Annotated in this window: 13 protein-coding genes; 4 read left to right on the top strand and 9 right to left on the bottom strand. The window is 27.4% G+C overall.

Going from position 1 to position 20,182, the window contains the following annotated elements; genetic code table 11:
• Positions 1–4: 4 nt before the first annotated feature.
• Genes CARM_RS01625 through hsdR form a run of 3 tightly spaced genes read right to left on the bottom strand, consistent with a single transcriptional unit; the run spans position 5 to position 5,335 of the window.
• A complete protein-coding gene (locus tag CARM_RS01625) occupies positions 5–2,104 on the bottom strand; it encodes a DEAD/DEAH box helicase (RefSeq protein ID WP_139424492.1) in 2,100 nt (699 codons plus the stop codon).
• Entirely contained in the window at positions 2,101–3,033 is a 933-nt protein-coding gene (locus CARM_RS01620; RefSeq protein WP_161593909.1) for a HamA C-terminal domain-containing protein, read from the bottom strand. Before CARM_RS01620 ends, CARM_RS01625 begins: the two co-directional genes overlap by 4 nt.
• The gene (gene hsdR, locus CARM_RS01615; RefSeq protein WP_139424488.1) at positions 3,023–5,335 is read right to left on the bottom strand and encodes an EcoAI/FtnUII family type I restriction enzme subunit R; all 2,313 of its coding nucleotides are present in this window, start codon (positions 5,333–5,335) and stop codon (positions 3,023–3,025) included. The genes CARM_RS01620 and hsdR overlap by 11 nt, the downstream gene beginning before the upstream one ends.
• Before the next feature lie 113 nt (positions 5,336–5,448).
• Here hsdR and CARM_RS01610 point away from each other — a divergent pair, with 113 nt between their 5' ends.
• The 3 genes from CARM_RS01610 (at position 5,449) to CARM_RS01600 (ending at position 11,210) form a co-directional block, all read left to right on the top strand.
• Positions 5,449–8,076 carry an AAA domain-containing protein gene (locus CARM_RS01610; RefSeq protein WP_139424486.1) on the top strand — a complete coding sequence of 876 codons (2,628 nt, stop codon included), beginning with the start codon at positions 5,449–5,451 and terminating at the stop codon, positions 8,074–8,076.
• A 67-nt stretch (positions 8,077–8,143) separates the two neighbouring features.
• Positions 8,144–10,036 (top strand): DUF1561 family protein, encoded by a 1,893-nt coding sequence (locus tag CARM_RS01605; protein ID WP_139424484.1) that lies wholly within the window; start codon positions 8,144–8,146, stop codon positions 10,034–10,036.
• A gap of 91 nt (positions 10,037–10,127) precedes the next feature.
• A complete protein-coding gene (locus CARM_RS01600) occupies positions 10,128–11,210 on the top strand; it encodes an NAD(P)-dependent alcohol dehydrogenase (protein ID WP_139424482.1) in 1,083 nt (360 codons plus the stop codon).
• On the opposite strand, the gene CARM_RS01595 is transcribed toward CARM_RS01600, so the two are convergent.
• The 4 genes from CARM_RS01595 to CARM_RS01580 all read right to left on the bottom strand — a co-directional run bounded on the left by CARM_RS01595 (position 11,207) and on the right by CARM_RS01580 (position 14,663).
• Positions 11,207–11,659 (bottom strand): lipocalin family protein, encoded by a 453-nt coding sequence (locus CARM_RS01595; RefSeq protein ID WP_139424480.1) that lies wholly within the window; start codon positions 11,657–11,659, stop codon positions 11,207–11,209. The genes CARM_RS01600 and CARM_RS01595 overlap by 4 nt on opposite strands.
• Positions 11,656–11,985, bottom strand: a complete 330-nt coding sequence (rrpA, locus tag CARM_RS01590) for a MarR family transcription factor RrpA (protein ID WP_139424478.1) — start codon at positions 11,983–11,985, stop codon at positions 11,656–11,658. The genes CARM_RS01595 and rrpA overlap by 4 nt, the downstream gene beginning before the upstream one ends.
• A 224-nt stretch (positions 11,986–12,209) precedes the next feature.
• Entirely contained in the window at positions 12,210–13,931 is a 1,722-nt protein-coding gene (locus CARM_RS01585; RefSeq protein WP_139424476.1) for a GMC family oxidoreductase, read from the bottom strand.
• A 3-nt stretch (positions 13,932–13,934) separates the two neighbouring features.
• Complete coding sequence (locus CARM_RS01580; RefSeq protein ID WP_139424473.1) at positions 13,935–14,663, bottom strand: gluconate 2-dehydrogenase subunit 3 family protein; 729 nt, start codon at positions 14,661–14,663, stop codon at positions 13,935–13,937.
• 688 nt (positions 14,664–15,351) lie between these two features.
• On the opposite strand from CARM_RS01580, the gene CARM_RS01575 reads away from it, so the two are divergent.
• Complete coding sequence (locus tag CARM_RS01575; protein WP_139424472.1) at positions 15,352–16,365, top strand: hypothetical protein; 1,014 nt, start codon at positions 15,352–15,354, stop codon at positions 16,363–16,365.
• Between the two features lie 359 nt (positions 16,366–16,724).
• Here the strand turns inward: CARM_RS01575 and CARM_RS01570 are convergent, their stop codons facing one another.
• Both CARM_RS01570 and CARM_RS01565 read right to left on the bottom strand, forming a co-directional pair.
• On the bottom strand, positions 16,725–17,891 hold the full coding sequence (locus CARM_RS01570; RefSeq protein ID WP_139424470.1) for a glycosyltransferase: 1,167 nt from the start codon (positions 17,889–17,891) through the stop codon (positions 16,725–16,727).
• The gene (locus CARM_RS01565; RefSeq protein ID WP_139424468.1) at positions 17,888–20,107 is read right to left on the bottom strand and encodes a capsular polysaccharide export protein, LipB/KpsS family; all 2,220 of its coding nucleotides are present in this window, start codon (positions 20,105–20,107) and stop codon (positions 17,888–17,890) included. Before CARM_RS01565 ends, CARM_RS01570 begins: the two co-directional genes overlap by 4 nt.
• Positions 20,108–20,182: the final 75 nt, after the last annotated feature.

Below are 20,182 nucleotides of genomic sequence, written 5' to 3'. Positions count from 1 at the left end.
TTTATTATCCCAAACCTTCATAAAAATAATTTAATATATAATCTTCAAAATTATCGTAAAGATTTTTTTCTTTTAATATATTGATTATATCATCAGCTGTATGTTCTTTAAATTTGTTTAACGCTTGCTCTATTGTTAAATCATTATTTTCAAAATCAATAAATCCACATTGATGAAGTTTTTTAGAAATGATTCTAGGTAATCCAAATTCTTCAAGAGTATATACCACTGATGGTAAAAAAGCATTTGAAAGTTTTGTAACAAAACTTGAAATATCTATCCACTTTTCAGGATAAAGTATCTTTTGCAAAATGTTAATATCAGAAAATAACGATGCAACTTTAAAAGCCACATGGTTTTCAAATTTAAAAAAATCATCTAAATCAATTTGCATATCTTTAATAAGTTCTGGCAATGGTTTAATCCAATTTCGTGATATTTTTTTTACCAACTCAACATTATTAATATCATTAATATTTCTACAATGAAACTCTCTTATAATTGCAATTTTAGACAATATATACCATTTATCCGGTTCATCATTAAATAAATATGTAAAAATTTCACTATTAAAATCTTCACTTTGTAGTATTTGAATTATTTTTATAATAACTTCTAAATCATTTTTCAGTGAAGCTTCTTTTTTAAGTAAATTAAATTTATCTTTTCCTATTAATTTTATTATTTCTAATTGATTATTTTCAACTTCTACTTGTATATTATTCGGAATTTCATTGTTTATTTCATCATTAATAGACAAGGATTCTGATTTGATTTCTACATCTAATATTTTTTCTTGATTATTATCTTCGTTTGGAGATTCAAATAAATATACTTCACCTATAAAATATTTAAACATCCTTCCACTTCTGCCTATAATATTTTTATAAGTCAAATGATTTATAATTTTCGACCCATTTTTATTATCCCATAAAATAAGATTTTTTGCTGGAATATTAATTCCCTCTATTAAAGAAGAGGTGGAAATGATAGTTTTTAACAAATCCTTCTCATCAAATAGTTTTACTTGCAATTGTGATAGGCATCTATGAAGTTTTCCATGATGTATTCCTATACCAATTTTTAATGCATCATTAAGGTAATACTTTCCATAATATTTTGATAGCCATTTTGAAAAATTTTCTAATAAAGTATTTGAATTTTCTACAACATCATTTTTTGACAAAATAGCATAAACATTCTTTATACTATTTTGACTTTTAGTATAAACTAGAGTTTTTTCGTCTCTTTTTATTATATCTATAATTTTTTGTTCTTTTTTAAAATTTTGCTCCTTGTAACATTTATTAATATTGATAAAAACAGTATTAAAATTCAGGCATTCAAATTCCATTCCTTCACAAAGAATACTATTTTTATTATTTATCTTATCTATATTAGGGCAAACATAATATCTTTGACTGGAGATATTTGTGTATTTCAAAATAGCATTTTGCAATGGGGCAAATCTTTCATTTTCGTATTCCTTTGATATCTTATAAAACTCATCAACAATAAAAAAATCAAGCTTTATATTTTCTTTGCGAATAAATGAAAAATATTCAACTGCTCTTTCTGGAGAAAAAATAAAGATATTATTATTTTCAAGATTGGTTTGTTGTGTAGTTGTAATTATTTTATAGTCGTAAAATTTCCTTACAAGTCTTCTTCTAGTTTCATCTAATAAAGAAATTGTAGGGACAATGATTAATATATTTTTTGGTTTTTTCATAGCTATTAAAGCATCAATAATAAAACTTTTGCCAAAGCTTGTTGGAGCAGATAAAATAAGACTATCATTACTTAAAAGTCTTTTTAAAACCCTTGATTGCTCCCTATGTAAAACCTTTGGTTCATCTTCTCCTATATTTGTTTTAAAACATTCTAGTAAGAATTTGTCTTCTAAAATTGAAGTAGATTGATTCATATAAGGATATAAGCCAAATTGTCTGATTAGATGATTTAATATAGGCGGATATAAAGCTTTATCTTGAATTTTATCAAGCAAATAAAAAAGCTTTTCTTTAGCTTCTGTTTCTTTGTTGTTATCATTTAGATTTTCATATATCTTTACACATTCATTAAAAATTTGCTCACTGGTCATTTGGCTGCCTCTAGTTTTTTGGCAAAATCGCGTTTGATTTTTTCTTTATCTGGTACAGGAAATAAAATGATATGAAATTTTATTTTTTCTATCTTATGCACATTGTTTAGCTCATTGGTAATTTTTGTAATAACTTGTTTTGCTTTCTCTTGATGAAAATTTACTATTTTTTGTTTATATTCTTCTGATAACTCGTTATATGTTTTAGTTATCTCGCATTGATGAATGATTGATATTGGAATATGTAAGATATTCTTTAGTTCATCTATGGAAGTATCTTGTTTTAAAACTCTTTTTATTTTATCTATACTTTCTTCAGAGATTTTATCTTTGATAAAAGATTCAACATCATTTATATCCATAATAATAGACTTTTCTTTATTTAGCTTGTCTTTTACTAAAAGGTCTTTAATGGATTTTATAGCTTCACTAATTGCATTGGTTATATCTGTATAAAATTTAGATTCCCCTAGCCACAAATGACATTCTTTATTCTCTATAGTTAAATGAACGCTATCTGCGCCTTTTGCATTATCATTGGCATTTTGTTTATAAAAAATCTTAGGCACAATAGGTAAAGCATTATAGTATTTCTTCATAATACCATAAAGAAAAATTTCTCCTATCTCTCCTTCTTTTTTATTTAGATTTGCAACAGATCGTTGTATTATGGAATAATACTCTTCTTTTGAAGCTAAAGCTTCTCTTTCTGTTTTCGATAAGGCAGTTTCAGCCAATGCATTCATTATATATTGATTAAATTTCTCAAATCTCCACTCACCTTCCTCAAAGTCGTTAATTAATGATAATAAAAATCTACTACACGAGTCATCCATTACAGAATCAAGGCAAATCTCAAAAGCAACATCATTTTTATTTTTCACATAGGTGTTTATTGCCGTTGTATTTTCTATTTCTTTATCTTGCATAAATCTCCCTTTGTAAATCATCAAAGCTTTGTTTTAGAATTTCTAAGCCACCAAATTCATCGGCTAATTCTCTTACATTGCCTAAAGAACTAAGCTCTATAAGCGGTTTTAAGCCATCATCAAAGTCTTTTATGCCGTATTCTTGATATCTATTTAGTAAAAATTCTATAAATTTTATAGCCTTTTCTTTTTGAAAGCGTTTTAAAAACTCACTATTTTCTACTTGCAAAACACGCTCTTGTCTTGTTTTTATCTCGCTATTAAAGCCTAAATGCGCCAAAACATCATATATATCACAATCTTTTTGAAAAATTTCTCTTAGATCTTTTAAAGCATCTTCATCTATTCCATCATTTGCAAGGGCTTTTAAAAATCTTTCTCTATTTTTTTGATCACTCCAAATTTCACGCAATTTTGCTTCATCATCATAATACTCACCAAGCTTTCCTATTAAAAATTCCAAAAATTCTTTAGTGCTAAGTGGCTTTCCTTGTGCTCCTACATAACTTGTGGTGATATCTAAAACCTTTAATTTTGTGCCTTTTAAATGTATAGTTACGCTATTTTTCTCTTTATTTTCTTCTTTTGTTTGTTTTATATGCTCTTTAGTAATTTTTTCTTTTTCATCATTTTCTTTTAAATCTTCTATTTTTTCACCATCCCATTTTGGATCATAAAAAAGCTTAGTAGTGCCTACAAAATCAAGTATAGTAAAAAAGTCCTTACCTTCATAAACCCTAGTGCCACGCCCGATGATTTGCTTAAATTCCACCATAGAACCTATATTTGCTAGCAATACTATATTTCGCACATTTTTTGCATCCACTCCAGTTGTAAGCATTTTAGAGCTTGTAAGTATGACAGGATAGCTTTTATCATTATCTTGAAACAATTTCAAATAATCAAGCCCTATTTTGCCTTCATCACTAGTAACTCTTACACAATAATCATCTCTTTTAACACTTTTATATTTATCTATAGCTCTTTTTACTTCGCTTGCGTGAGTTTGATTTGCACAAAAAATTATAGTTTTATCCATAGGGTTTATAAGCTCTAAAATTTTCTTAGCGATAAAATCATTATAGTTTGGTAAAAAGATATTTCTTTCAAATTCACTTTGTTTATAAAAGCCTTTTTCAAGCTCACCTTGTATCAAATCATCAGGATTATAAGTATAGCCATCACTCAAAGTTGTTTTTATGAGTTTGACTTTATAAGGTGTTAAAAATCCATCTTCAATGCCACTTTTAAGACTATAATCATAAACACTCTCACCAAAATACTCATAAGTGTCTATATTTTCTTCTTTTTTTGGAGTAGCAGTTAAGCCAAGCTGAGTTGCATAAGAAAAATACTCAAGCACAGCTCTCCAGCTTCCTTCTTCGTTTGCTCCGCCTCTGTGGCACTCATCTATGATGATAAGATCAAAAAAATCTTTTGGATACTGAAGATAAAATTTACTCTCTTGTTCTTCTTGAGTGTTTTCTTGTTCTTTTGAATTTGCAGCTAAGCTTTGATAAATTCCAAAGAAAACATTTGCATTTGTTATGATTTTTCCATTATTTTTCTTTATCTCCTCAGCGCTAATTGCCTTACAATCACTTTCTATGGGATTAAATTCTCCTAAGGCTTGATCTCTTAAACTTACTCTATCGCATAAAAACAATATCTTAGGTTTTTGATCTTTGTTTTCTTTATTCCATTTTGCTTCTAGCAAACGATAGCACAAATTAAAAGCTATAGTAGTTTTTCCTGTACCAGTAGCAAGAGTGAGTAAAATTCTATTTTTATCATTTATGATGGCTTCTATGACTTTATCTATGGCTATTTTTTGATAATATCTTAATTCTTTTTGCGGAATATACATAACATTTTGAGTTAAAAGCCTGTATTGCCATTCTTTGATATTGCCATAAATTCTATCAAAAAGCTCTTTTGGACTTGGGAATTTGTCTATGTATTCTCCTTTGTGGCTTCTCATATCGTATTCGTAAATTTTTTCTCCATTGCTACTATATACAAAAGATATATTTAAAATTTTTGCATATTCTATACCTTGAGATAAGCCATCTAGTGGATCTTTGCTGAGTTTTTTTGCTTCTATTATAGCAAGGTTATTGCCTTCATATCTAAGCAAATAATCTGCAAATTTTCTTTCACCTCTTTTGCCACCTAAAAGTTTTCTACCATCTGTAAAATAATAATTTCGTCTAATATTTTCTTCTTTATAAGAACTCTCATAAAGCTTTGTATCTATAAATTTGACTCTAGTATCATCTTCTGAAAATAATTTAGTATTCATAATTTCCTTAATTTTAAAATAGAAATTTATTTATAATTGTAAGTATAACTTCATTTTAAAAAAAATTAAATAAAATACAATAGATAATAAAATATAATACTTATGGACTAAAAATGGATATAGAAAAATTTCTAATAATCATTAAAGGTAAAGATGAAACAGAAAAAATTTATTCATTTAAAAAATGCGAGCAAACAGTATCAATTAAATTTAATACATCAGAGAAAATTTATGACTATAATATCAATACTTGTAAAATTTACGACAATCCTAAAAAAATAAATGCTAATCAAATAAATGGAATCATTTTTTGCAATATAAAATTCATTTTACAATTTGATTGTTATTATAAAATATTTTACAATGACGATAGTGTGGAATTGATTTTATCTTCTTTATCACAAAGCTCACATACAGATAATAATATTTTTAACTACTATCAAAGCATTGCAAGAGAAATGATTATACAAGATAATGAAAAATCTATAATTGAAAGATCTTACAAAAAAATTAAAAATATTAACAAACATTCTGCATTACACGCTTATTTAACAAAAAATGCTAACACATTATCACACAATAGAGATTTTTTATTATTTCCATTTGGAACAAATCAATCTCAATATCAAGCCGTTAAAAATGCCCTAAATTCGCAAGTTAGTATCATAGAAGGACCGCCAGGAACTGGAAAAACACAAACTATTTTAAATATCATTGCTAATCTTATTACACAAGGAAAAAATGTTGCAGTAGTTTCTAACAACAATGATGCCACACAAAATGTTTTTGAAAAATTAAAAAACTATAATCTAGATTTTCTTTGTGCTACTTTAGGAAAAGCAGATAATAAACAAAATTTTATTAGCAACCAACCTCAATTACCGCAAAATTTTGATACTTTCAAAGATAACACAATATCATCTAATATCATAAATCAATTAAATCAAGATATACAAGAAATATTCATCTTGCAAAATAAATTAGCCAAAGACAAAGAACTTTTAGAAGAATTTAAAACTCAAAAAAAATATACAAATTTTTTTAATGCTATACAAAATAAAAAATTCTTAAATTTTTCATCAAAAAAAATATTAAAAGTAAAAGTTTATCTAGAAGAATTACAATACATTTCATTTTTTCACAAAATAAAAATTATTTTATTAGATGGTATTGCAAATTTTAGTTTTTTTAAAAATACAAAGGAAGTAATTTTACAAACATTAGAATCTTATTTTTACATCAATTCAATTAATGAACTAAAAAATGATATCCAAGCACACAAAAACAAACTTGTACAATTAGATTACGAAAATAAAATTAAAAATTTACAAAACAACTCCATTAAATTCCTAAAAAATTATCTAGTCTCAAAATATAAAAATAAAAGAAAAATTTTTACCCTTGAAGACTTAAATACAAATGTCGATGAATTCTTAAGACAATATCCTATTATATTTAGCACAACTCATTCTATCATCAACTCATTAAATATGAAAAATAATTTATTTGACTATATTATCGTAGATGAAAGTTCTCAAGTAGATATTGTAACTGGAGCATTAGCCCTAAGTATTGCAAAAAATGCTGTTATTGTAGGAGATAAAAAGCAATTATCATATATTGTGGATTCAAAAATTTTAGAGAAAGTTAAAAATTTTAATAAGCAATTTAATGTTAAAGAGGAATATAATTACTTAACACATAGTTTCCTAGATTCAGTGTGTAAAATTTTTCATAACTCTCCAAAAATTTTATTAAGAGAACATTATCGATGTCATCCTAAAATAATTGGATTTTGCAATAAAAAGTTTTATAATAATGAATTGCTTATATTTTCTAAAGATGAAAAACAAGATAATACAATCAAGGTGATATTAACACAAGCGGGTAATCATGCAAGAAATAATTGCAATTCTAGAGAAATAGAAATTATAAAAGAAGAAATTATTCCTGAATTAAACACAAAAATAGAGCTTAAAAATTTAGGAATTATTTCTCCTTACAATAATCAAAAAGATGAACTTAAATTACAGCTTGATAAAAATATTCAAGTAGATACTATACATAAATTTCAAGGAAGAGAAAAAGATGGGATTATTATCAGTCTTGTCGATAACAAGCCAAGCAGTTTTATAGACGATCCAAAGATGTTAAATGTATCAATCACTAGAGCTAAAAAATTTTTATATCTAGTAACAAATTCCGAAACTATAGATACCAAAAGCAATATATCAGATTTCATACGCTATGCACAATATAACAATTTTGAAGTTGTAAAAAGTAATATTAATTCTATTTTTGATTTGTTATATGATGCAAACAAAGGTGTAAGAAAAGAATATCTCAAAGGAAAGAAGAAAATTTCTTTATATGATTCTGAAAATTTAGCTTATCATGCAATTTTAGAGGTTTTACAAGATTATCCTAGTTTTAAAGTTGCTAATCATGTTCGTCTAGGAATTTTAATAAAAGATTTTTCATTATTAGATATAACAGAAAAAACATATATTAACAATGCTTTAACGCATATTGATTTTTTAATTTATCATGAAATGGATAAACATCTTATTCTTGCTATTGAAATAGATGGTTATGGTTTTCATAACAAAAATAACAAACAATATGAAAGAGATAAAATAAAAAACTCGATTCTAAAAAAATACAATATTCCATTATTGCGTTTAAGCACTATTGGTAGCGGAGAAAAAGAACAAATCAAAAACAGATTAGATAATTTATAGTTAATAGCTTTTAAAATAATTAATTTATTAATACTTTGATAAAATATATTTAAAATTAAGGGTTTAAATGAAAATTATTTTATTTTTAACACTTTTAATAGCCACACTATATGCTCAAAATTCAGTTGTTCAAAAAAGAGCTAATGTTATACAAGATTCTAGATTGCTAGTTCAAACACATGGTGAAAAACCAAGATGTTTAAGTCCAGTATCTTTTGATGATGATATTTTTTTAAGAGTTCAAGAATGTAAAGGTGCAAGTATTGCACGATATGATATATTTAAAAGAATAGCATTTAAATATAAAAATGAATGGCTTTGCTTATCACTAAGAGAAGGTTTAACAAAAGGAAGAGGAGATAAAGATCATTTAGTATTAAGACCTTGTGTTTTAAACGATGATACTCAATGGTTTGATATAAAAAATAATGAATTTTCTCTTAGCAAATATCCAAATATCAAATTATTTGAATTTAATAATTTAATCTTAGCAAGTAAAGTAAATTTTGGAAATAAAGTTAAAATATTTAAACCTATAATGAAAGAATGGTTAGAATCTTTAGCTCCTCCTATAAATTACGACATTAAAACTAGTATAGCTTTTAATACAATCAACCCACAAACAAGAGCCATCAAAACTTTTTTTATACATCCAAATGGTGCAGGAAGAAATAGTTATGACTTTTTTTATGATCCCACCAAAGGATATTTAAAAACTTACAATCCAAGCAATGCTCATTTTTATTGCTTAATGAGCAATCTCGATAACAAAACAAGCTCTTCGATCTCTTGGACAAATTGTCCTCAAATTAACCTACCGCCTAGTTCTGATCCCTACACTTGGAATTTTGACATTTCAGTCAATTCTTTCATACTTGATGTAAATGGAAATATTTTAGATGTTGCTAGAGGGAGTGATTTTGGAAAGCTTTTTATTACTACAAAAAAAGAATTTGCAAAACAAGGGTTACATACTTCTGATTTTAGTGGAATTTTTATTTTTAATAGATATTTTAATTCTCTTAGAAATTTTATAGCACGCAACATATCCTTTCAAAATGATACTTGTGGTAATGAAAAAAGGTTTAAAAGAGATATAATCAATGATTCTCTTGCGAATTTTGATCCTTTAAAAGGTGGATGGAGAAGGAAATTTTTTGACATATCAACATCAACTGATGGTAATAATGCATTTAATGGAATTTGCGGATATTGCTTATTACATACTTATGAAATTTTAGCTCTTTTAACTGAAGTATTTCCAAGAAACGATCAAGCACCTATAGGAAATATGGGATATTTTTTTAATTACGGATTAAACACAAACCCTTTAGAATCATTCAGACTTAGATTTCCAACTTTAAGCAATACTTTACTCTTTTCTTTAAATTACTGGGGAGATTCTTTTTACACCAACGAACCTTTATATCTTAGAGCATCAAGAGCTGTAGAATCAGCAACAAGGATAACACTACCTAGAAGAAGCTGGGAAATTGGAAATCCTGTTTTTTCAAGAGATTTAGTTGCTGAAAGAATCCAAGACTTATTAGATGCTCCAGCTGGAAGTGTTTTTATCGCTTTATTAAATACAAATCCTAATGTTGCATTTGATGGGCATGCTATGCCAATTATTAGAACAAACCAAGGAGTTATAATTATACCTACAAATATTAGAAATATTAGTTTTACTGATTATGCTGATTTTATAAGACCTGTAAATACCATAGAAGAAATAATGCTTCGTCTTTCAACAAACAATTCTTATGAAGTTACAGCTTTAAATTTTATACAAATGCAAGGTCCTATCGAGGATACACTAAGTTCTTTACTAAGTCAAAATAATTGCAGTGGAGAAGGAAGTGATGGGAGAAGAGGTAATGGATTAAACCTTAATACAAGAAATGCAAATTCTTGCAATGCTGCTAGATGTTCATTGATGGAATGGGAAGATTCCTTATAACTTCCCTTGAGTATAGTATCTTACTTTATTTTCCCTATTGCAATAAAAATCTAGCTTTAATATAATTTCAAAAACCACAAAGGAGAAAAAAATGGACTCAAAAATCTTTTTAGAAAATGGTCGTGTTAAAAGCAAAGGTTATGCTATGCTTAGCAAGGATTCTAAATTCACACCTTTTGAATTCACACGCCATAAAGTAGGCAAAAACGACATCTTAATCGCTATCAAATACGCAGGAATTTGCCATAGCGACATTCACACTGCAAGAAGCGAATGGGGTGAGGCAACCTACCCTTGCATACCTGGGCATGAGATAGCAGGTGAGATTATCGCTGTGGGCGAAAATGTGAGCAAATTTAAAGTAGGTGATTTTGCTGGGGTTGGGTGTATGGTAAATTCATGCGGAGAATGTGAAGCATGTAAAAAGTCTCAAGAGCAATTTTGCGAAAATGGTAAAACTATCTACACTTATAACTGCAAAGATATATTTCATGATAATGAAAACACCTATGGAGGCTATTCAAACAACATCGTAGTAAGTGAAAAATTTGCTATCAATGTACCAAAAAACGCTCCACTTGAAAAAGTAGCACCCCTGCTTTGTGCGGGTATCACCACCTATTCACCGCTTAAATTTTCAAACATCAAAGAAGGCTCAAGCGTAGCCGTAGCAGGATTTGGCGGGCTTGGCATGATGGCGGTAAAATACGCTGTAAAAATGGGTGCAAAGGTGAGTGTTTTTGCAAGAAATGAAAACAAAAAAGCACAAGCTCTAGCTATGGGCGTGAGTAATTTTTATACTAGTACAGACAAAAGCGTAGTTAAAGAAAGATTTGATCTTATCATCTCAACCATACCAACCCCTTATGATCCACTAGCTTATATGGATTTACTAAAATTTGGCGGTGAGATGGCTATAGTAGGACTACCTCCATATGAAGTAAGCCCTAATATAAATATTATTAATTTTGTATTTAAAGCAGGTAAAAAAGTATATGGCTCGCTTATTGGGGGCATTAAAGAAACTCAAGAAATGCTTGATTTTTCTTTAGAACATGGGATTTACCCTGAAATAGAACTCATCAAACCAAGCGAGATTGACAAAGCTTATGAAAATCTCACTTCAGGAAAAGCCAAATTCCGCTATGTAATTGATATGAGTGCAGAGGATTAATACTCATCAAAAATCACATCGCTTATATCAAATCCTCTTTGCTTGGCTATTTCAAGCAAAGAGTTTATTTGCTCTTTTGCTAAAATTTGCCTTGACAAAATCCAAAGATATTTTTTATCAGGACTACCTACTATAGAAACTTGATAATTTGTATCAATGTAAATAATCTCATAGTTTGCTTTATTAAAGATATTCATAAAAATACTAAATTTAACCGCCAAAGTTCTTGGAGATTTTACCCTAGCTTTACCATTTGCATGGGAGATTTCTCCATTTTCCTTTGTGCATATATTTTTAACCTTAATTATAGGTATAGAGCCTTTATACTCTAATTCATATTCTGCTTTAGCACTTTTGCAAGTTTTTTGAAAAAAGGCAGGTTTTCTAGCCATTTCTAACCATGTGCCCATGTATTTTTCTAAATTTATACCATCTAACAATTCTATCATTTTTCTTCCTTTTGATTTACCTCACCCCAATCGCACATTGCTTGTAAAATAGGAATTAAACTTTGTCCTTTTTTAGCAAGGCGATATTCTACTTTTGGAGGGATTTGCGGGTATTCTTTACGCGTGATTAAATCATCATTTTCAAGCTCTCTTAAAGTATGCGTTAAAGTCTTAAAAGAAATATTACCAAGATATCTTTTAAGCTCATTATATCTTACAACTTCATAGCAAAATAAACAATACAAAACACTCATCTTATATTTACCCGAAATCAAAGATAAAGTATAGTTAAACCCACATTCTGCAAAATCACACTTTTCTTCCATATACTTTCCTTTAATATAGTATTATGCTTTTTTATATTATAATCCAAAATCATTTTTTATCAAAATGAAAACAAATTAAAAGGATTTCGATGGATTTCATCACAAATCTTATCATTGCTGCTATTGTTGGTGGTGCTTGTGGAGTTGCACTTCACTTGTGGAAAAAGAAAAAAGAAAAAGATAGTAGCGAAAAATAGCATGTGAAGCAAATGCTTCACATATATCTATACTAATTGTCTATCATTTTTATGATATTTTAAAATACCCTCTGCACAACGATAAGCCAAAGCTCCAACTGTATCAGTAGGATTATATCCACTATTGTGCTGAAAATTCCCCGCACCTACAACAAAAAGATTATCCATATCCCAATGTTGCAAGTAAGTATTAACAACACTTGTTTGAGGATCAGCACCCATTGTGGTTCCACCCGTATTATGTGTAGATTGATAAGGTACTATACTATAATCTTTTAAATAAGCTCCTTTTTTAATCGACTTTACTCCTTGCATTTTTTTAGCCACTTCGGCTGTTTTATCTGTTATAAATTTATGCAAAGCACGATCTTGCTCTGTAAAATTATAAGTAAGTCTTACTAATGGCATTCCAAAGGCATCTTTATAAGTTGGATCCAAACTTAAATAATTGTTTTTATGTGGCAAAGACGCACCTTGCCCACCTACACTAATAGCTCTTGTAAAATTATAATTTAAAGCTTTTTTAAATTCAGCTCCCCAACTTGGAATTCCTTTTGGCAACGGAGCTGATTGAATAGGGCGATTTCCAAGTTGCACACTATAAATCATGGCTCCATGTAAAAACTTCTCTTTTGAGTGATCAAAATTATCCCCATTATAATCATCACAAGTTGTACCCAAAGCACCTGAACCCATATATGTATTAAATTGTTCATCAAAAAACGCTGTTGTTCCCATATTAATTTGATAACAATAATTTTTACCCAAAGTTCCCTTGCCTGTTTTTGGATCATATTGCTCACCTATACCACTTACCATTAAAAGTTTTGCATTATTAAACATATAGCTTGTAAGCACAACAATATCTGCTGGTTGAATATATTCTTTCATAGTTCTTGTATCTACAAACCTAACCCCTGTAGCTTTTCCATCTTTTTTTAATATTTCTATAACATTACTATGGGTTCTTATGGTGTATTTTCCCGTACTCATAGCTTTAGGTATGACAGTATTGATAGGACTTGCTTTAGCACCATATTCGCAACCAAAACGCTCACAATAAGCACAATATTGACATGGGGCTAGATCTTGACCATCTGGATTAGTATAGCCACCTTTTGAATTAGCCGCAGGTAATCTAAATGGGTGTAATTTCATTTCTTTTGCAGCTTTTTCGAAGCGTTTAAGCATTTTAGTATTTTCTAAAGGTTCTTGTGGATAAGGATTTGATCTAAATAAACCCATTTTTTCAGCTAGTGGATTTTCCTCTCCACAAATTCCACAGGTTTTTTCAAACTTATCATAATAAGACTCCATATCTTTATAGGTTAAACCCCAATCTTGCAAAGTATAATCATCGCCTAATTTATTGCCATATCTTTCAAAACTTTTTGTTTTAATCTCAAAATCATAAGGTAAAAATCTAAAGGTCCAACCATTCCAATGCACCCCTGCACCACCAACATTACTTCCAAGTAAAAATGAACCCATTTTTCTATATGGTAAGGCTAAGCCATTAATATTATGACGAAAAGTTACTGTATCTTTTGAGCAATCTTGCATTAAACCATAATTAATACCATATCTCCACTCATCATGAATCATCGCAAAATTTTCCGTAGTTTGCATCATACCACGCTCTAAGCTCAAGACATTCAATCCAGCCTTGGTAAGTTCTGCTGCAACTATACCACCTGTCCAACCAGCCCCTACTGTTACCACATCTACTTTTTTTAATACTTCTGCCATAATTTATCCTTCCATATCAGCCAAGCTCATAGGTTCTATGTCAAAAAACTCATCACTTGTAATTTTGTCAATATAACTCATTTGAGCACCAGGATATTGCATCATTCTCCAACCATTTTTATTATCATTGCCACCATAGATTGGATCAGATAAAACTCCAGCTATTGTCATATCCCTTAAAAGAGTAAAAAATTCAGAAGATTTAAATCCTATGAAATCGATTTTATTTTTTTCTAAATCAACTAAAATTTTATCTTGCTCAACTCCTTTTAAAGATGAAAAAGTTTTTTTATAACGCTTTTGAGATATTGTTTCCAAAGCTTTAACGCCTTCTAAGAAAATCTCATTGCGTTTCATTGGGGTTTGATAACCTTGTTCAACAATTCCTTCTATAAATGGTCCTTGTAGGTATTCTCTATCATTATAACCATAAGCTGAAGCCAGTTGATTGTCAATAAAATAAGGCACGCCTAAACCTATAGCACCCTCACCTTGTTCATCTTTTGGATAAATTCTTTCACACGCTGCACTTAGATTATCAAAATCAGTCTGCATTTGAAAAAACATTTTTCCTCTTATTTTATTTGAGCTTCCTTGTGATTTTTTATGCACATGAGTTAATTCTGCAGCATGCAATATAGCTCCACCACTTATGGTGCTAGCAGCAACCACACCGCCACCCAAAAGACTTAATTTAAAAAAATTTCTACGGTCGATAACATTATCTTGCATATTTTTCTCCTTTTTGTTGATAGTATCAACTTATATTCATTCTATTCCTTGCTTTTTTAATCTAGTCTTAAATAGAAAAAATAATACAATTTTTATATTATTTTTAAAAAATCAATCATAAAAAGTAACATATTTGTTTTACACTTTCTTATAGCATAGTATCTTACATAAATTTCAGTATTGAAATAAAATTATAGTTAAATTATAATTTCAAAAAACACAATAGATAAATATAGAAAAATATTATTACTAAATGGAGTAAAAGACTCTAGATACTCTAATATAGAACTAAATTCAAGCTTATATATTACACTTAAAACCTTACAAGAATTTAGCTTACAAACCTAATAAATACACATAAATCAAGATTATAATATAAATGATGGGGTAAAAAATCTAAATGAGTGCTTTATATAGCATATTAAATAGATAAAAACCTTATATGATTAAAAACACATAAGATATGAGTCTTTATATATTTTTAAACAAATGATGGAATGAAAATCCATAAATAAATAAATTTATAAATCTTAAAAAGAACATTATTAGAAACATTTAAGATTGAGGAAACTATAAAAATTTAAACTCTTGAAAATCTTTTAGTTTTATTTGATTTAAATATTACTTAAAAAATTAAAAAGTATTTTTTTGTAAAATAACTTTTTATAAAATTACAAAAGATAAATAAATGAACAAAGAAAATATAAATGAATTTGAAAATTTTAAACAACAATTCTTTCTTGCAATGAATTTTTTGAAAAAATATTTAGGGATAATAAGCACTAGTATTATTTTTATAAGTTTTATTTTAGGAATTTTAATTTTAACTTGGTATTATGTTTTTACGATTAATTTTATCCCTGAATTTAGTAAAGATTTAATTATTTCTAATATTTTTTTAGTCTCTTGGATAGGATTTATATTTATTCCATTTTTTGTTATTTTTTATACTATACCATTGATATATTTTAAAGAATTTTTAAATGATGTTTCAAGCATTAAAACTTGGCAAAATTGGTGTTTTATATTGTTGCCTATTATATTATCCGGCATTGGGGCTTTTTTAATTATTTATTTTTTAGATAACATTGCTAATTTCTTTCCGAATTTAAAATCTTTAATACACACTATAGCCCCTTTACTACCTATTATCACTGCAACATTATTTTTATTTGGTATCAAAAAAATTTTCAAAAAAGAATTTGTTTTAAAAATAATGTTATTTTTTTGCATTTTATGTATTCTATTTTTTAATTTTTGCTTTATTATTATATTTTTTAAAGTAGAAGAATTCTTTATCTCTATATTTGCGTGTATTGTCTACTATTTGATTATTTTTGTAATGTATTTTTCTATTTATAAAAAATACAATTTTTTCAAAATTTTACTAACTAGTAGCATACCCGCTTTTATACTAGTGTTTATTATGCTAAATCCTTATATTGTGAAAACAGCTAAAATAGGCAATTATAATCAAAGCTTTATGCTTTATAATAAAAACGAAATCAAAGAATTATTAGATTTTAATCATATCCCCATCATCAAAGAAAACAATGCCACCTTAATTGTAAAAGATTTGTATGTACTTTCAAATATTGAAGAAAGTTATTTGATTAAAAACGATGAAAATAATACTTTTTCATTGGATAAAAAAAGCATTTTTAGTATTTTGAATACCAAAGATTTAAATAAGATAAAATAAATTTAAAGAAAAATTTAAGGAAATACAAAAGAATGCTATTTATATAATTTATTGTCACTATATTTTTATAGGTTTTATCACAGCATTTAAGATTTAACAAATCTGACTAGTATATTTCCTTGGTTTTAGTAGGTTCTTTTTATTTTAAATTTCCAAAAATTTCCTTTAGACTAGCAAATTACCTCAAAATGAATATTTTAAACAAGTTTGCAAATTTTATATTTTAATAAAACTCTATGACTTATATTTTAATTGTTAAACTATACTTGAAAATTTTATTAGATTTTTTCAATATGAATGTTTATTACTTTTTATCATTCCAATACTTAAATAAGTTTTTAAGCAAGGAATTTCCTTGCTTAAATTGGATATTTATTTAAATTGCTAGTGATAAATTCTTTTAAATCTTTTTCAAGTTCGGGTCTTTTTATAGTAATACTTTGTATAATTTTACCTTGAAATTCGCATTCTAGTATAAAGGTAAAAATTGATTTTGAATACACATAAAAGACAAAATCTTCAACAAAAGCAAGATGAAATTTAATTTTTTTATTAAAGTCAATATCGATAATTAGTTCTTGCTTTTCTAATTTGATTTGAGAAATTCTTTTAGCCAAAGCAATTTTTTCAAAATACTGAAACACTTCCCCACCACTTTGTGGAACTTCTAAAAAGCTTACAAAACCTTTCTCATAAGCACTTCCACCTAAGCTTAACCATTTTTGATAATACACATTCCAAGAAGGCCAAGCAAGAGCACAAAGTTTATTATTCCAAAAACGATTATTTTGTCCCCAAGCATGTATAATAGAAGCATCTTTACTTTTTACCCAAGAAATATTTCCATAATAATTATCATCTAATTCGTAAATTTTTAAATCTTTTTCTAGCAAATACAAAGAAAACAAAAACTGATCACCAAGTTTGACTTCAAGAAAATAATCTTCATTTTCAGCAATAAATTGATAAATAAAATCATAAAATTCCTGAGAATTTTTAAGATTGTCATTGAAGACGATAATACCTGTAGAATAATTATTAGTGCGAGTGAATTTTATAGGAGTAAGCTTACCCCCCCCCATACTCATTGTAGCAGAGCCTCTAAAACAGGCAATATCATATCCCTTATTTTTAACTTCTCTTAATTCATCAATACCTTTAAGCAAAAGCATATCAAAATCAAGATAAATAATACTTTCACATTCTTTTAAAAATTTCAAAGCCTCAAATCTTGCATAAGCCATATGAGTATAGCGATTTAATATAGTGCTTTGCCTATCAAGTTTAAATTCAGTATTGAATTTTCTAATATTTGTCTCAAAATCATCTATTGTAAAATCTATAAATTTGATATTTGGCACAAGTTCTTGCATAATTCTTTTATCGTTTTGACTAAAGCCATCATTGATGATATAAAATATCATTTGTGAAATATCCATTTTATCTTTAATATTTATAAGCAAAGTTCCTATGGTAAAAGCACTATCTTTGGTAGCAGCAAGCAAAATTCCTAAAAGATACTTCATAAAGCCCTCCTTAAAATCAATTTGATAGGTTTCATAAAAGGTTTTTTACTATCCATTATGAAATCTTTTGGATTGGTGATAAATTTTCTAAAAAGTCTGTAAAATTTAAAATGTGAAAATTTAGCTTGTGTAGTAACAATTAAATTATCCTTTAAACTTCCTTTTAATTTTTTTTCTTTAATTTCATAAATATAAGGTTTATAAATAGGAGAATTAAGTTTATAATTTTGTTTTTCTACACTATTAAAATCAAGTATTTTTTTGCCAAAAAGTATCAAAGAATAAAATTCTATTCTATAAACTCTAGTGAAAATGCGTCCATTTTCTTCACTTTTTTTATAATAACTTTTCCCAAAGCTGTAAAATTCATATCTTAAATAATATATAAATCTTAAGGCTTTTTCTTCATCAAAATTAAATTTTCCTTGAGATATGCTTAAGATATGTTCTAAAAGCTCTTTTTCATTGTTTGCTTGTAAATTAAGATTATCAAACCTATAAAACGCATTTGCACAAACTATACAAGGCTTTTTAGCTAAAATTGCATAAATACCAACTCCAGAATTTAAAGTCAAAACAGCATCACAAAGCCCTAAAAGGTCGTTTAAATTTGTATCATCAGGTGCAAAAACTAAATTATCATAAGGTTTTTTATCCAAGTCCAAACTTAAAGGATGTTTTTTAACCACAAAAACAATGTTTTCTATAAATAGCTTTTTTGCAAGTTCATTTAAAATATTTAAAAAATTCTCATATAAAAATGGTTCATAAGTAAAATTTTTAAGCACAGAATCATCTTTAACCTGCAAAGGCACAAAGAAAATCTTTTTATGTCTTAAACCTAATTTTCGTTTTAGATTATCACTTCCTTTGCTTAATCCTTGCTTTTCTAAAAATTTTTCTCCTTTTAAAACTTCTTCTATATAGGCAAGTGTTTTGGCAATTTGTTCTTCATTTAAAGCTTTGTTCCAATTTTTTTCATCATAAGAAGTAGAATCATAATTAAAGCCTTTATCGTCAAAAAACCAAGAATCAGGTAAAGCACCCCTATCATAAACAATAAAAGGTAAATTTTCTTCTCTTACAAAATTAAAAATTTCAAGTCTTTTTTCATTAGCGTGAGAATTTGGAAAAATGATATGTGTGATATTATTTTGATGATAAAATTTTAAAAAACTTTTAGAATCAAATCTATCTTTTTCATCGAAAAAATAGTATTCTTTAGCTGAAATAATTTTTTCAAAATAAGGCATTATTGCTCGCAAACCACTATATAAATTTGAGTTTTGCCGAAAAAATACTAAAGCATTGCGATCTTTAGCTTCATTTTCTATTAAGCTATCAGGACCATCAAAAATATCTTTATAGTTTTTAAGTTTTTGATAGAATTTTTGATGGTTGATCTCTCTGTTATCTAAATATCCATTTTGATTGGGTTCGGTATGCCAAAGATGATAAAGATAAATTCCATGCACACAAGCTTCATTTCCGACTACTGAAAACAAAGCCCTAAAACCTTTATAATCATTAAAACTCCAATTTCTATAATCAAATTCTAAATTAGTAGGCATTGCTTCAAAATTGGCACAACTTTTTAAAATTCGCATCATTAAGTCAAAATCTTCATAACCATGTCCTATAAACTCTTGATCATTTCCACCAAGCTCTAAGAATTTAAAACGATTCATTATGATGGTACTTGAAGCTGGTGTAAGAAATTTGATAAATTTTCGATCAAAATTCATATCGTGTATAATGATATTATCCCACAATGAAAGTTTATATCCTTGTAAAATTTCGGTTCCAAATTCATTTAAAAATACGCAAGGTAAGACCAAAAAAGCATTAGGATTTTTATCTATTTCTTTTATACTTATTAACTCTAAAATATTTCCTAAATTTTTTTCGCTTATCACATAATCAACATCCAAAGACATCACTACATCGCTTTTTGCATTAATAATGCCTAAATTTCTACATTGTCCTAGTGAAAAAGCTTTGCTAAGTTGTTGAGTTTCATCTTTAAAATAACGATGTCCTTTACTTTCAATAAGACTTTTAAGCTCTTTGTGTTCTAAAGATGAAAAACCTTCTACAAAAATATATTCCACTAATTCGTCACTTTTATATTCATTTGCCTTGTTTATCACTCTTTCTTTGATATAAGGTCGTTCTTTGCTCGTGCCAAAAGGAATGATGATAGATAATTTTGTCAAATATAACTCCTAGTTTTTATCGAAAAACTATAAAATTATAGATAATCAATACTTAAATTATACTTTTACAATAAT

It is taken from the genome of Campylobacter armoricus (assembly GCF_013372105.1).
Classification (GTDB): domain Bacteria; phylum Campylobacterota; class Campylobacteria; order Campylobacterales; family Campylobacteraceae; genus Campylobacter_D; species Campylobacter_D armoricus.
The sequence above is the reverse complement of the archived record's forward strand: the minus strand, read 5'-3'. Positions and strand labels throughout refer to the sequence as shown.